The 14,072-nt window shown below is 71.3% G+C and carries 13 protein-coding genes; 8 read left to right on the top strand and 5 right to left on the bottom strand.

The window, feature by feature from the left end; translation table 11 throughout:
- Nucleotides 1–31: 31 nt before the first annotated feature.
- On the bottom strand, nt 32–478 hold the full coding sequence (gene arfB / locus ACYVK7_RS11285) for an alternative ribosome rescue aminoacyl-tRNA hydrolase ArfB (protein ID WP_460887770.1): 447 nt from the start codon (nt 476–478) through the stop codon (nt 32–34).
- 87 nt (nt 479–565) lie between these two features.
- Complete coding sequence (locus ACYVK7_RS11280; protein WP_460887769.1) at nt 566–1,357, bottom strand: SDR family NAD(P)-dependent oxidoreductase; 792 nt, start codon at nt 1,355–1,357, stop codon at nt 566–568.
- Nucleotides 1,358–1,509: 152 nt separating this feature from the next.
- Here ACYVK7_RS11280 and ACYVK7_RS11275 point away from each other — a divergent pair, with 152 nt between their 5' ends.
- Entirely contained in the window at nt 1,510–2,121 is a 612-nt protein-coding gene (locus tag ACYVK7_RS11275) for a TetR/AcrR family transcriptional regulator (protein WP_460887768.1), read from the top strand.
- Nucleotides 2,122–2,158: 37 nt separating this feature from the next.
- Here ACYVK7_RS11275 and ACYVK7_RS11270 read toward each other — a convergent pair whose 3' ends face one another.
- From ACYVK7_RS11270 to ACYVK7_RS11260, 3 genes are all read right to left on the bottom strand, one after another.
- Nucleotides 2,159–3,007 (bottom strand): alpha/beta hydrolase, encoded by an 849-nt coding sequence (locus ACYVK7_RS11270; protein ID WP_460887767.1) that lies wholly within the window; start codon nt 3,005–3,007, stop codon nt 2,159–2,161.
- An 87-nt stretch (nt 3,008–3,094) separates the two neighbouring features.
- Nucleotides 3,095–4,960, bottom strand: coding sequence for a LamG-like jellyroll fold domain-containing protein (locus tag ACYVK7_RS11265; protein ID WP_460887766.1), 1,866 nt, complete (start codon nt 4,958–4,960; stop codon nt 3,095–3,097).
- Between the two features lie 173 nt (nt 4,961–5,133).
- On the bottom strand, nt 5,134–5,937 hold the full coding sequence (locus ACYVK7_RS11260; RefSeq protein ID WP_460887765.1) for an IclR family transcriptional regulator: 804 nt from the start codon (nt 5,935–5,937) through the stop codon (nt 5,134–5,136).
- A gap of 180 nt (nt 5,938–6,117) precedes the next feature.
- Between ACYVK7_RS11260 and kduI the strand changes: the two genes are divergently transcribed.
- The 7 genes from kduI (at nt 6,118) to ACYVK7_RS11225 (ending at nt 14,036) form a co-directional block, all read left to right on the top strand.
- Nucleotides 6,118–6,936, top strand: a complete 819-nt coding sequence (gene kduI, locus ACYVK7_RS11255; protein WP_460887764.1) for a 5-dehydro-4-deoxy-D-glucuronate isomerase — start codon at nt 6,118–6,120, stop codon at nt 6,934–6,936.
- A complete protein-coding gene (gene kduD / locus ACYVK7_RS11250) occupies nt 6,933–7,724 on the top strand; it encodes a 2-dehydro-3-deoxy-D-gluconate 5-dehydrogenase KduD (protein WP_460887763.1) in 792 nt (263 codons plus the stop codon). The genes kduI and kduD overlap by 4 nt, the downstream gene beginning before the upstream one ends.
- A gap of 129 nt (nt 7,725–7,853) precedes the next feature.
- Nucleotides 7,854–8,870: a sugar ABC transporter substrate-binding protein gene (locus ACYVK7_RS11245; RefSeq protein ID WP_460887933.1), complete on the top strand. Its 1,017-nt coding sequence runs from the start codon at nt 7,854–7,856 to the stop codon at nt 8,868–8,870.
- Between the two features lie 2 nt (nt 8,871–8,872).
- The gene (locus ACYVK7_RS11240; RefSeq protein WP_460887762.1) at nt 8,873–9,922 is read left to right on the top strand and encodes an ABC transporter permease; all 1,050 of its coding nucleotides are present in this window, start codon (nt 8,873–8,875) and stop codon (nt 9,920–9,922) included.
- Entirely contained in the window at nt 9,919–11,481 is a 1,563-nt protein-coding gene (locus ACYVK7_RS11235) for a sugar ABC transporter ATP-binding protein (protein ID WP_460887761.1), read from the top strand. The genes ACYVK7_RS11240 and ACYVK7_RS11235 overlap by 4 nt, the downstream gene beginning before the upstream one ends.
- 2 nt (nt 11,482–11,483) lie before the next feature.
- On the top strand, nt 11,484–12,479 hold the full coding sequence (locus ACYVK7_RS11230; RefSeq protein WP_460887760.1) for an ABC transporter permease: 996 nt from the start codon (nt 11,484–11,486) through the stop codon (nt 12,477–12,479).
- A gap of 69 nt (nt 12,480–12,548) precedes the next feature.
- On the top strand, nt 12,549–14,036 hold the full coding sequence (locus ACYVK7_RS11225) for an aldehyde dehydrogenase family protein (protein WP_460887759.1): 1,488 nt from the start codon (nt 12,549–12,551) through the stop codon (nt 14,034–14,036).
- Nucleotides 14,037–14,072 lie beyond the last annotated feature (36 nt).

The following is a 14,072-nucleotide window of genomic DNA, read 5'->3' as shown; positions in this document are numbered from 1 at the left end:
GGCACCCGGATCGTAGCTTCCGGGACCCGGTTCAGTCCTCGCGCCGGGGCTTCGACGAACGCATCCGCTTGGTGGCGGACCGCTGCTTCTTGGCCGTCAGCCGCCGCTCCTGCGAGCCGCGGGTCGCCCGGGTGGGGCGGCGGGTCCGCGGGGGCGGAGCCAGCCCGTCGGCCACGAGGGCCGCGAGGCGCCGGGCGGCGGCGTCACGGTTGCGCCGCTGCTCCCGGTGCTCCGAGGCGACGACCGTCAGGGTGCCGTCCACCAGACGGTCCCCGAGACGCTCGACCAGGCGCCGGCGCTGCGCGTCGCTCAGGACGGCGGACCGCACGACGTCCCAGGACAGCTCGACGCGCGAGTCCGTCGTGTTCACGCCCTGGCCGCCGGGGCCGGAGGAGCGGGAGAACCGCTCCGTGAGCTCGGCCCGGGGGATGGTCAGCGCGGCGGTGACCGCGAGGCCGGGGCGGACGGGGGATGGCATGGGGCCATCATGCCGCCACCGGTCCAGCTCTCACTACCGTGGCGGACCCTGGAACAGGTCCAGGACCCGCCACGCGACGGTCGGGGCTCAGGCAGGCGCCTTGATCGCACCGCCGTGCAGCGCCCAGTTGGACCCGACGGCGCTGGGCAGCGTGGGGGAGGACAGCAGCACGATCACGCGGGCGATCTCGGACGGCTCGATCAGGCGCCCGGTCACCATGCCGTTCTGCTCGGGAAAGCCGTCCAGCACGGCGGCGTGGCTGACGCCCATCGCTGCGGCGACCTGGGCGGTCACGCCGTCGTCGCCGGTCAGGAGAGATGTGCGCGTCGCACCAGGGGTGATGACGTTGACCCGCACGCCCGCGCCACCGACCTGCTCGGCCAGCCCACGGGAGAAGGCGTTGACCGCCGCCTTTGCCGTGGAGTAGGACAGCGGTGCCCGGTGCGGCATCAGCGCCGAGTCGGAGCCGACGTTCACGACGGTGCCCCGTGCCCTCGTCAGCGCGGGCAGAGCGGCACGCGTGGTCCGCACGGCGCTGAAGAAGTTCAGGGCGAGAGCCTGCTCCCAGACGTCGTCGTCACCGCCGAACGGATCGGCGAGCACGCCGTCGGGCAGCACCCCGCCCCCGGCGTTGTTGACCAGCACGTCGAGCCGGGGGTCGTCCGCGAGGGCCGACTCGACCACGCGCAGCGGTCCGTCAGGCGTGGAGAGGTCCGCGGCCAGGAACGTGGCGCCGGTCGCCGCGAGTTCCGGGGTGCTGCGCCGGGAGACGGCGGTGACCGAGGCGCCCTCCGCGAGAAACGCCTGGACGGTGGCGAGGCCGATCCCTCTGCTCGCTCCGGTGACCAGGACGCGCTTACCTGCAAGGCCGAGATCCATCATGTTCTCCCGTTCGTGGGGCCGAGTTCCGACGTGCTAACTGGATCACATCCGACCCGATACGGTCAATAACCGAGACATCAATGTCTCGTATGGTCTCGGGACGGCTGCGCGCCCGGCTCGGATAACATGAGCGCGGGAGGCGATGCGTGATGAGCGAGGACGTCCGGTCCAGGCCGGTACGAGCGGATGCGCAGCAGAGCATCGCCCGGATCCTCGACGCGGCACAGCGCGTGCTCGCCGGCGACCCGGGCGCCTCGATGGAGCAGATCGCGGGGGCTGCGGGGCTGGGCCGGGCGACGGTGCACCGGCACTTCCCGTCCCGGCAGTCGCTGCTCGCGGCGCTGGTCGATGATCTCAACGCCCGCTACAGGAGCGCCTTCGACCAGGCCCGAGTGATGAACGGCCCGCCACTGGTAGGCCTGTACCGCCTCACCGAGACGGCCTTCGAGCTGAAGGTCAGCCATCCCTTCGTCATCAGCCTCACCCCCGGGCAGGGTCCGGGGAACCCCGCGTCGGACCCCGAGATCCAGGACGGGCTGGAGCGGCTCTTCGCCCGGCTCCGGGCGGCGGGCGAGATCGCGGTCGACGACCCGGCGTGGTGCCGGCGTCTCTACGTCGCGCTCCTGCACGAGGTCCACGAGCTGCCCGGTGACTCCCCTGTGCTGACCGGGGCGGGGGACGCGCCGGACGATGACCTCGACGCCCGGGTCGAGCTGCTGGTCAGGACGCTGCTGGGCGCGCTGGGCGGTCGCGTGGGGTGAACGGGGGGACCGGCCAGGTGGGGACACCTCGGTGGTCTCAACCGCCGACGGCGCGCTCCGCGAGCTGGTCGACGGCCCTCGCGATCCTCGGCCCGAACATGACCGCGTCGTTGTGCCCAGCCCCCGGGAGCACCACGTGCTCGACCAGCCGGGGTGCGGCGCGCGCCACGGCCTCGCTCTGCGCCGGTGGCACGACGTCGTCGCGGGTGCCGTGCACGACCGTGACCGGGACCTGCGTCGCGGCCACGTGGTCGAGGACCGGGTACCGGTCCCTGAGCAGGGTCTCCACGGGCAGGAAGGGGTAGTGGTGCGCGCCGAGGTCGGCGAGGGAGGTGAAGGGTGAACGCAGCAGGAGGCCGGCGGGTGGCACCTCGGCCTGGAGCGCGGCGACGACCCCGGTTCCGAGCGACTCGCCGAAGTAGATCGTCCGCTCGGGCGGGTAGCCCCGCTCGGCCAGTGCCCGCTGGGCGGCCCGAGCGTCGAGAGCGAGCCCGGCCTCCGACGGGCGGCCGGGGTTCGCACCATAACCGCGATAGTCCAGCAGGAGGATCGCGAAACCGTGCTCCGTGAGCAGCTCGGCAAGTCCCGCACGCCCGAGCCGGTTGCCGCCGTTGCCCGGCGCGACCAGGACGGCGACCTCGCGGTCGCGCACCTCGGGCGCCGGCGGGACGAACCAGGCCGCCAGGTCGAGCCCGTCGGCGGTGGCCAGCGTGACGTCGACGCCGCTGTCGAGCGTCGACGCCACCGGGCCCGGTGACGAGCGGTCGGGGTGGTACACGAGCTCGTCCTGACCGAGCCAGGCGGCGCAGACCGCCAGGCCGGCGACCCCCGCCAGGATGCCGGCCGTCAGTGCCGCCGTCCGCACCGCGCGTCGTAACGCTGCCATGCCCTCATCTTCCGCCGCCCTTGGCCGTCGCCGCCAAGCAGCCCCGCCGTGGCGTGCCAGGACCCGCCCCGGCGGTCTCGTCGTGCGTCACCTGCTCCTGGCGGTGAGGAACTGGTCGGGCCGCAGGGCACGGGAGACGATCCGGGTGTCGCCGATCCAGCCGTAGAAACCCTGCCCGTACCGTTCGGCGGACTGGGTGCCGCCGATCGCGAACGGCTTGCCGAGCGTCGAGATGCCGCGCGACTCCTCGGCGGCGTTGCGCACGATCTTCGAGCCGTCGACGTACATCACGGTGTGCCGGCCGTCGTTGACGATCGCGACGTGCATCCATCGGCCGACCGGGATCGCGTGGCTCCAGGACGTGGGGTCGGCGTCGACCGGCACGGGGTAGACGACGAACTGCAGGAACCGCTCGCCCGACAGGTTCAGGCTGCACGTGCTCTCGTCGTCGGACCAGCCGCTGTGCTTGCCGGCGTCGCCGGCGCGGCCCTCCCAGCTGAGGATGCCCATCCAGGCGTGGTCGCCCTCGAACGGCTCCGGCAGCTTGAGGAACGTCTCGATGGTGTAGCCGGACTCGAACGTCGCGCTGTTGATCGGGGCGTCGGGCCCGGTCCGCAGCACGGCGCCGCGGTCGGGCCCCTTGCCGCCGTCGAAGCGCAGGCTGGCGTGGGCCGGCTGGGCGTCGTGGTGCTCGGCCGACCAGGTCAGCGCCTCCGGCGCGCTGGCGTGCAGCAGCGACGAGGTCAGGTCGTTGCCGTTGCCGGTCAGGTCGCGGGCGATCGTCCCGGGCGCCACGGGGGCGCCGTCGGCCCCCGCCGCGGCCAGCCCGGCGTCGTCGAACCGCCAGTACGCGGCGGTGCCTCGCGGCATCACGGCCGACGGCGGCAGCGGGGCCGGCACCACCGGCGGCGCGAACGCGGCGAAGCGCTCGTCGAAGTCGATCTCGACGGTGAACCGGTCGACGTCCCCGCTGAGCTCGACGTGCTCCGTCTCCAGCGGCGTGGGGTCCTTCTTCGACTGCAGCCAGGGCGAGAACGTCTCGACGTCGATGACACCGCGCGCCAGGTCGAAACCGTAGTACCGCACCATGCCCGCGCCGCCGTAGTAGCGGTCCTGGTAGTTCGTGATGTGCAGGTGCACGGCGTTGCCGTCGTCGTTGGTGAGCGTGGTGCGGCCGGACGGCCAGTAGTGCCCGCCGAGCGCGAGGAAGATCTGGTCGTTGCCCCGGATCAGGCGGTCCCAGAGGCGCTGCCCGTTGTCGGACAGGTGGGCCTTGCCGTCGTCCTCGGCCCAGACGAGGTCGTGGGTGGTCAGGATCGTCGGCAGCGAGCCGTGCTCGTCCAGCACCCCCTGGGCCCAGGCGAGCCCGGCGTCGGAGGCCCGCCAGTCCAGGGCCAGGACCAGCCACTCCCTGCCGCCGCCACGCACCACGTGGTAGCTGTTGTAGCCGTCGGGGGACGAGCCGCCGTACGTCTTCATGCGGGAGAACCGCTGCGGCCCGAAGGCGCGCAGGTACGGCGAGTCGCCCCGCTGGTCGTCACCGCTGACGTCGTGGTTGCCGGCCAGCACGCTGTACGGCAGGCGGCCGGCGGCCTCGAACGCGTGGCTCGCCGCACGCATCTCGGTCGCGGTGCCGTGCTCGGTCACGTCGCCGAGCTGGGCCATGAAGACGATGTTGTCCCGGGCCTGCTCGCGCACCAGGTGGCGCAGTGTCGCGCGCACCGGCTCGGCGTCGGAGCCGCCGTCGTCCAGGAGGTACTGGGTGTCGGGAAGGACCGCGATCGTGAACCGCGGGTCGGTCGTGTCGGCCCGGCCGCCGTGCGGCGTGACGGGAGCCGGTGCGGCGGCGGCCGGCGTCGAGCCGGCAGCCGCCGAGGCTGCTGAGATGATCGGGACGGCCGCCGCTGCCTGGAGCAGGGACCGGCGGGAGAGCTTGTTTTCCACACCTCGCATCGTGGTGCGGGTTGCTGGCGCAAGGGTGACGTCGAGTGGAACGGTGGCTGACCAAACGATCACCGGCTGCCGGGACGCCCCGTCATGCGGCAGGCGTCCCGGCAGCCGGTGGTGTGGTGCTCAGACCTGGTTCGCGCCGCCGTCGACGGATCGCGCCGACGCGCACCACGGGCTCAGCGCACCAGGCTGTTGTCGTGCACGGCCGCCAGCCGCGCCTTCACACTGAGCAGGGTCTCGATGATCAGGTCCTCGCGCCCGTCGCCGAGCCGGCTGATCGGCACCGCGACACTCATGGCGTCCACGGCGCGATGGCCGAAGGGGAGCGCGACGCCGAAGCAGCGCACGCCCATGCACGACTCCTCGCTCTCGGTGGCGTAGCCCTGGTAGGCGGCGCGGTCGATGATCTCGAGCACGGCGTCCTTGTCGGTGGTCGTGTGCGGGGTGATCGCGGTGATCGACTCCGGCACCAGGCTGCTGCGGGACTCGACGGGCATCTCGGCGATCAGGGCGCGTCCGAGCGAGGTGGCGTACGCAGGGAGCCGGCGCCCGACGGCGGAGTGCATGCGCAGCGGGTGCACCGACTCGCGCTTGGCGGTGTAGATGACGTCGGCGCCGTCGAGCCGTCCCAGGTGGACCGTCTCCTGCGTGGCGGCGGCTACCTCGTCGAGCACGGACGTGGCACGGGCAAGCACCGGGTCTCCGTCGAGGTAGGCCGAGCTCACGACGAGCGAGTGGATGCCGAGCTGGTAGACGCTCCCGGTCGGGTCCGTCTGCAGCCAGCCCCGGTCGGTCATGGTCCGCAGCAGCGCGTGGAGGCTGCTCTTGGGAATGCTGAGACGCGTCGAGAGCTGTAGCTGGGTCCCGGGGCCGTTGGCCGCGATGTCGTCCAGCAGATCAAGGGCACGGGCGGCTGATTTGACCGGTCCGGCTTCGTTGGTGCTGGTCGTATCCCTCTGGAGCTCCCTCTGAAGCTGCATGAACACTCTCCTCTGGTCCTGTGACGGGGTACCGGGACCGCCCCGGGGGTGATTCTGACACTACCCCCCTGGTTCGCATACATGACCAGGTTTCGGCCCCTTGACCCGTGACCAGGTTCACGTCTATGGTCGGGGCAATTCACACTTACGAACGCAGTTCACACACTGAGGGGTAACTTCGTGATCCAGGTTCGATATTCGACATCTCCGTCCAGTGCGGAGACGGCCACTACTGCGGACCTGCGAGAGAACTTCCTCGTCGGCGACCTGTTCGTGAGCGGCGAGGTCCGCGGCACCTACACCCACGAGGACCGGATGGTGGTCGGTGGAGCAGTTCCCGGCACCGGCCAGGTCGGCCTGCCTGCCTGGACCGACGTGCTGGGCACGGAGACCCACCTCGAGCGTCGCGAGCTCGGCGTCATCAACGTCGGTGCCGCGGGCCACGTCGTCGTCGACGGCGAGAAGTTCGAGCTCGAACACCTCGACGGCCTCTTCGTCGGGCGGGGGAGCGACGTCTCCTTCGTCGGCGCGGAGGCGGCCTTCTACTTCGTGTCCGCCCCCGCCCACGCGACGTACCCGACGACGGCGCTCAGCCACAGCGAGGTGGTGCCGGTCGCGCTCGGCTCGACCGAGGCGGCGAACGAGCGCAACCTCTTTCGCTACGCCTGGGGACAGGAGCTGGAGACCTCCGTCCTCCAGTTCGGTGTGACCGTCATCGCCGACGGTTCGGTCTGGAACACCTTCCCGCCGCACCTGCATGCCCGCCGCACCGAGATCTACTGCTACGTCGACCTCGACGAGCAGGACCGCGTCTTCCACCTCATGGGCGAGCCCGGCGCCACCCGTCACCTCGTGGTCCGCAACCGCGAGGCCGTCATCGCGCCGCCGTGGTCGATCCACTCCGGGGTCGGTACCGGGTCGTACGCCTTCATCTGGGCCATGGCCGGTGAGAACAACGCCTACACCGACCTGAGCCCCGTGGCGGTGGAGGACCTGTGACCACCTACCCGGCCGCCGAGCCCACCACCGACACCCGCTCACCCTTCGACCTGCACGGTAGGTGCGCCGCGGTGACCGGTGCGGGGCGCGGCCTCGGCCAGGCCATCGCGCTCGGGCTCGCCCGGGCGGGTGCCGACGTCGTGCTGCTCGGCCGACCGGGCAACCAGGAGGCCACGCGCGACCTGGTCGCCGACCTCGGTGCCAAGGTCGACGTCGTCGACCTCGACGTCGGCGATCTCGAGGCGGTCGAGCAGGTCAGTGCCGAGCTGAACGGCTCGCGTCAGATCGACGTCGTGATCAACAACGCCGGGATCATCGACCGCGCCGACTCCGTCGACGTCGACCGCGCCTCCTGGCAGAAGGTGCTCGACGTCAACCTCAACGGGCTGTTCTTCCTCACTCAGCAGCTCGGCCGGCCGATGGTCGAACGAGGTCACGGCAAGGTCGTCAGCATCGCGAGCCTGCTGTCCTTCCAGGGCGGCCTGCGCGTGGTGTCGTACGCAGCCAGCAAGCACGGCGTCGCCGGGGTGACCAAGGCGCTGGCCAACGAGTGGGGGCCCCACGGCGTCCAGGTCAACGCGATCGCACCGGGTTATATGGTCACCGACAACACCAGAGCGCTCCGCGAGGACGCGGACCGCTCACGCTCCATCCTCGAACGCATCCCGGCCGGCCGCTGGGGAACCGCCGAGGACATCGCCGGTGCCGCCGTGTTCCTCAGCTCCTCCGCCGCCGACTACGTCAACGGCCACGTCCTGGCCGTCGACGGCGGCTGGATGGCCCGCTGACCGTCCCCCACAGCAGTCCCACCGCCGGACACCCGGCACAGAACGAAATCGAGGAATGACAATGAAGTTCACCTCTCGACCCACGGCCGCCGTCATCGGCGTCGCCCTTGCTGCCGCCACGCTCACCGGCTGTACCGAGACCGCCGCCGGAGGCGACGGCGCCGCCGCGGCCGGTGCCTCTGCGACCCGGCGGACGTCACCCTGGTCGGCCAGGTCCGCAACGAGTCCAACCCGTACGAGGCCGCGTGGCTGGACGGCGGCGACGCCTTCGCCGAGCAGGTCGGCCTCACCCAGGAGCGCCTCACCTACGACGGGGACTCGACACGCCAGCAGGAGCAGATCAGCCAGCTGCTCGCCGGCGACACCGAGTGCCTGGTCATGAACATCCTGCCCAACGGCGACTCGGACACCCCGCCCATCGTCGAGGGCGCACAGGAGGCCGGCGCCTACCTCGTCACCCAGTGGAACAAGCCGGCCGATCTCGCGGTCACCGACTACGACTCCTGGCTGTCGCACATCACCTACGACGGCGTGGAGTCGGGCAAGCAGATCGGCGACGCGCTCGCCGAGGCCATCGGCGGCTCGGGCGGCATCGTCGCGCTGCAGGGCATCCTGGACACGGGCGCGGCCAAGGACCGGTTCGCCGGGCTCGAGGAGTCGCTGGCCGGTAACCCGGACGTCGAGCTGCTCGACGACCAGACCGCCAACTTCTCCCGCGCCGAGGCCCTCGAGGTGACCAAGACGCTGCTCACCAAGCACGGTGACGACGTCAAGGGCATCTGGGCCGCCAACGACGACATGGCGCTCGGTGCGCTCGAGGCACTCCAGCAGGCGGGTCGTGACGACGTGGCGGTGGTCGGCATCGACGCCGTGCCGGACGCGCTCACGGCGATCGAGGACGGCACCATGACGGCCACCGTCTCCAGCGACGGGCCGTGGCAGGGCGGTATCGGCCTGGCCATCGGCTACTGCGTGGCCACGGGCGAGCTCGCCGTCGAGGACATCGCCGACGACGACCGCGCCTGGTTCGCCGAGCAGTTCCTCATCGAGCAGGACAACGTCGCCGACTTCGTCTCGCCGGAGGTCAGCGACTCCGACTTCGCCTGCGACAACGTCTTCAGCCGTTCGCAGGGCGCGATGTCGTGACCATGACATCCCCCACCGAGACCGGCAGAGAGGCCGGTAGCGAAGCCGGTACCGAAGCCGGCACCGACGTCGTGCAGGCGCAGCGCCCCCGGTCTCGGCGGGGGGTGTTGCTCAGGGACACCGGCCCGTCGATCGCCCTGATCGTCATCTTCGGGGTCTTCGCGATCCTCAGTCCCGACTTCCGCACGGTCTCCAACGTGCAGAACGTCCTGGACGCCGCGGCGGTCCTCGCCGTCGTGACCTGCGGCATCAGCTTCGTGCTGATGATGGGGTCCATCGACCTCTCCGCCCCTGGGATCATGGGGGCGTCCGCGATCACGGTCGCCCTCCTGGTCGCCAACAACCGCAACGACAACGACTTCGGGCTCCTCGGGATCGCCGCCGCCGTCGCCCTCGGGGCCGCGCTCGGCTGCCTCAGCGGGCTCGCCCTCGTCATGCTCAAGGTGCCGTCGTTCATGACGACCCTCGGCGTCTCCGCCGTGGGCCTCGGCATCGCGACCCTCCTGTTCGCTGGCGTGCAGCCCAACATCACCGACCCGATGCTCGAGGGCTGGGCGGTCGAGCGGTTCCTCGGTCTGGCGCGCCTGACCTGGATCGCCCTCGCCTGCGTGCTCGTGGGCTGGCTGATCCAGCGCTACACGCGCCTGGGCCGGTACGCCTTCGCGATCGGCGGCGCCGAGGAGGTGCTGGCGCTCTCCGGGGTGCGGGTCGCGCCCTACAAGGTGGCGGTCTTCACCATGGCCGGTGCGTTCTACGGCCTCGCAGGCGTGCTGGTCACCAGCCAGCTCGGCGCCGGCCTCGTCCAGGCGGGCAGAGGTTACGACTTCTCGTCCATCACCGCCGCGGTGGTCGGCGGCACCCTGCTCATCGGCGGCCGCGGGGGCATCCTCCACTCCGCGGTCGGCGTGCTGCTGGTGACCGTCCTCACCAACGGCCTCGTCCAGGTCGGGGTGAGCCCCTACTGGCAGGGCGGTGTCCAGGGCCTCATCGTCGTCGCGGCCGTCGCGGCGGCGGTCATCCCACAGCGTCGTAGGAACCAGGTGACCAAGTGACCACAAACCTGCAGACCCAGCCCGACCCGCTGGTGCCGGCCTCGGCGCCGGCCCTCGAGGTACGCGGTCTGGTCAAGCACTACCCGGGCGTCAAGGCCCTCGACGGCGTCGACCTCGTCGTGCGCAGGAACGAGGTGCTCGGCCTCGCCGGCGAGAACGGTGCAGGCAAGTCCACGCTGCTCAAGGCCCTGGTCGGACTGGTGCGGCCGGATGCGGGCGAGATCTGGGTGCGCGGTGAGCGGGTGCGGCTGGGGAGCATCGGCGACGCCGCCGACCACGGCATCGGCATGGTGTTCCAGGAGCAGTCCCTCGTGCCCAACCTCACCGCGGCCGAGAACATCGTGCTCGGCAGCGAAGGCCGGGGCGTGCGCCGCGGCATCTACCGCTGGGACACGATGCGCAAGCTCGCCCAGGAGCAGCTGGACAAGATCGGGTCGCACATCGACCCGCTCGCCCGCACCGACAGCCTGAGCTTCGCCGACCGGCAGATGGTCGAGATCGCCAAGGTGCTCCGCATCGAGGAGCGCACGTCCCACCCGCCGGTGATCATCCTCGACGAGCCCACCTCTGTGCTGGAGTCCAAGGAGATCGAGACCCTGTTCACCCAGGTGCGCCGGCTGCGCGAGCTCGCGTCCGTCGTCTTCGTCTCCCACCGGCTGGACGAGGTGCTCGACGTCTGCGACCGGGTCGCCGTGCTGCGCGGTGGCCAGTCGGTGGGCGAGGTGTCGGCAGCGGGCGCCGCCCCGGCCGAGCTGCACCGGATGATGATCGGATCGACCGGGTCCGACGACCACTACCACGGTGCGGCCGCCGGGCCGTCCGACGAGCCACGCAGACCTCGTCTCGTGGTGCGTGGCCTGACGGGCACGACGTTCCGCGACGTCGACCTCGACGTCCACGCCGGTGAGATCGTCGGCATCGTCGGTGTCCACGGCTCGGGCCGCGAGGACGTGTGCAGGGCCCTCTTCGGCGCCGAGCCCACCACGGCCGGCGAGGTCGTGCTCGACGGCAAGAAGCTCGACCTGTCCGGCACGCGCGCCGCGTGCGCGGCCGGCATCGGGTACGTACCGGCCGAGCGCAAGACCGAGGGCATGGTCGGCCCGATGTCGGTGGCCGACAACATGACGCTCACCAAGCAGCAGTCCCGCTGCACCGGCCCCCTGGTGCGGCCGCGGAAGCAGGCGAAGCTCGTGGACCGGTGGATCGAGCGGCTCTCGATCCGCACCCCGCACCGGGGCACCGCGATCCAGCGCCTGTCGGGCGGCAACCAGCAGAAGGTGGTCCTGGCTCGCTGGCTGGTGGCCGGCGACGTCCGGCTGCTGCTGCTCGACCACCCGACCCGTGGCCTCGACATCGGAGCACGCTCGGAGGTGTACCGCCTGATGCGGGAGCTCGCGGCGAGCGGAGTGGCCACGGTGCTGCTGGCCGACAGCCTCGAGGAGGCGATCGGCATGTCCGACCGGATCATCGTGATGAGCGATGGCCGCGCCACCACGGAGGTTGCCGCCCCCGCCGGCGGAAAGCCGACCCCGCTCGACCTCGTCAAGGAGATGGTCTGACCATGTCCGCACCCGTCCTCGCCAAGCCGGCCGGCGCCGACCCGGCGGTCACCGGCCGCCCGACCGTCGGCCAGCGCCTCACGTCGTTCATGCCGGTCATCGCGCTCGTCGTGCTCCTGGCGGCGCTCACCATCGCCGACCCGGACTTCCTGACGCTCAGCAGCCTCACGGCGGCGGTCCGCACCTCCGCACCCCTCGTCGTCCTCGCGGCGGGCGCCACGCTGGTGGTCCTGTGCGGCGGCATCGACCTGTCGATCGCCGCGCTCTGCTCGCTCGCGACGGTCTTCTTCGCGTTGTGGCTGCCCGACCTCGACGGGCTCACCACCGTCGCGGTCATCGCGGCCACCGGCGCGATCGGCGCGCTGCAGGGCGTCGCCCACGTGCTGTTCCGCATCCCGTCGTTCATCGTCACGCTCGGCGGGATGAGCATCTTCTCCGCGGTCGCGCTGGTGATCTCCGACGCCGGCCCGATCCGGGTGGTCGACCGCGACGCCACCAACTGGCTCACGCTCTACGTCGGTGGCGTGGTGCCGATGGCCTTCGTCGTCGCGCTGCTCGTCGTCGTGGTGGTCTCCCTGGTCCTCCGGCTCACCCCGCTCGAGACCTGGGTACGGTCCATCGGCTACTCCGAGTCCTCGGCGCGGCTGGCCGGCGCGCCGGTCGACCGGGTCAAGGTCGCCGCCTTCACCGTCTCCGGGGCCTGCGCCGGCCTGGCCGCGGTCATGCTCGTCTCCCGGAACTTCAGCGGCAGCCCCACCATGGCCGACAACCTGCTGCTCCCGGCGGTGGCGGCCATCGTGGTGGGCGGTACCGCCATCACCGGCGGGCACGGTTCGCTCTGGCGCAGCCTCGCCGGGGCGCTCGTGGTGACCCTGCTGCGCGTCGGGCTGCCGATCGTGGGCGTCCCGTCGGCGTACGAGCAGATTCTCTACGGTGCGATCATCGTCGCCGCCGTCGCGCTCACCCTCGACCGATCGAAGGTGCTGATCATCAAGTAGTCGTGGTCCTGCCCCGCCTCACCTCACGACCGTCCCTGAACCCCGAACCCAACCCACGGAAGGCTCGCCATGTCCGAGAGCTCCCATCTCCTGCCCGCAGTCTCCTCGTTCCTCTCCTCACCCAAGCAGCTGCTGATCGACGGCGAGTGGGTGGACGCCAAGGAAGGCCAGACCTTCGCCACGGTGAACCCCGCGACCGCAGAGGTCCTCGTCCAGGTCGCCCAGGCCTCGGCGGTCGACGCCGATCGTGCGGTCGTGGCCGCTCGCAACGCGTTCGAGACGGGCCCGTGGTCGACGATGACGCCGCGTGACCGTTCGCACCTGCTGTGGCGCATCGGCGACATGATCGACGAGCGCGCCGAGGAGTTCGCGCAGCTCGAGTCCCTCGACAACGGCAAGAGCCTCGCGTCCGCCCGGGGCGACGTCGGCGTGGCCGCCGAGCTGTTCCGCTACTTCGCCGGCTGGGCCACCAAGATGGAGGGCACGACGATCCCGATGTCGGTGCCCGGCCGCGACTTCCACGCCTACACCCGCCGCGAGGCCATCGGCGTCGTCGCGGGCATCGTGCCGTGGAACTTCCCCCTCACGATGGCCGCCTTCAAGATCGTCCCGTCGATCACGGCGGGCAACACCATCGTGCTCAAGCCGGCCGAGCAGACCCCGCTCACCGCGCTCCGGCTCGGCGAGCTGCTGCTGGAGGCCGGCGTCCCGGCCGGCGTCGTCAACATCCTGCCCGGGTTCGGTGACGCGGGCGCCGCCCTGGTCGACCACCCCGGCGTCGACAAGGTCGCCTTCACCGGCAGCACCGAGGTCGGCAAGAAGATCGCCGCCGGCGCCTCGAAGAACCTCAAGAAGGTGTCGCTGGAGCTCGGCGGCAAGGCACCCAACATCATCTTCGCGGACGCCGACCTCGACGCCGCGATCGCCGGAGCCGCGCTCGCGGGCTACTTCAACGAGGGCCAGTGCTGCGTCAACGGCTCGCGCCTCTACGTCCAGCGCGAGGTGTTCGACCAGGTGATCGAGGGAGTTGCCGCGGCGGCGCGGGCCATCAAGGTCGGCGACGCCTTCGACCCGGCGACCACGATGGGGCCGCTGGTCTCGCAGGAACAGCACGAGAAGGTCATGGGCTACGTCCGTGGCGCGGTCGCCGACGGCGCCACGCTCGCCGCGGGCAGCCCTGACCCGGCTGCCGAGAACGGCTACTTCTTCGCCCCGACCCTCATCACCGGTGTCACCGAGCAGATGGCCGTCCAGACCGACGAGATCTTCGGGCCCGTCATCACCGCGATCCCGTTCGACACGGAGGACGAGGTCGTCGCGGCGGCGAACAACACCGTCTACGGGCTGGCCGCAGGTGTGTGGTCGCGCGACCTCAGCACGGCTCACCGGGTCGGGAGCAGGCTCCGGGCCGGAACGGTCTGGCTCAACACCTGGCACGCCGACGACGTCACCCTCCCGCGGGGCGGCTTCAAGCAGTCCGGCTGGGGCCGCGAGCTGGGCTCGTTCGGCCTGGACGACTACACCGAGCTCAAGACCGTCATCGCAGAGCTGCGGTGACCGTGCGCCGCAGGCGCTGAGAGGAAGACGCAGGAA

It is taken from the genome of Promicromonospora xylanilytica (genome assembly GCF_054782895.1).
Note: the sequence above shows the minus strand (reverse complement) of the source record. Positions and strands in the feature narration are given on the sequence as shown.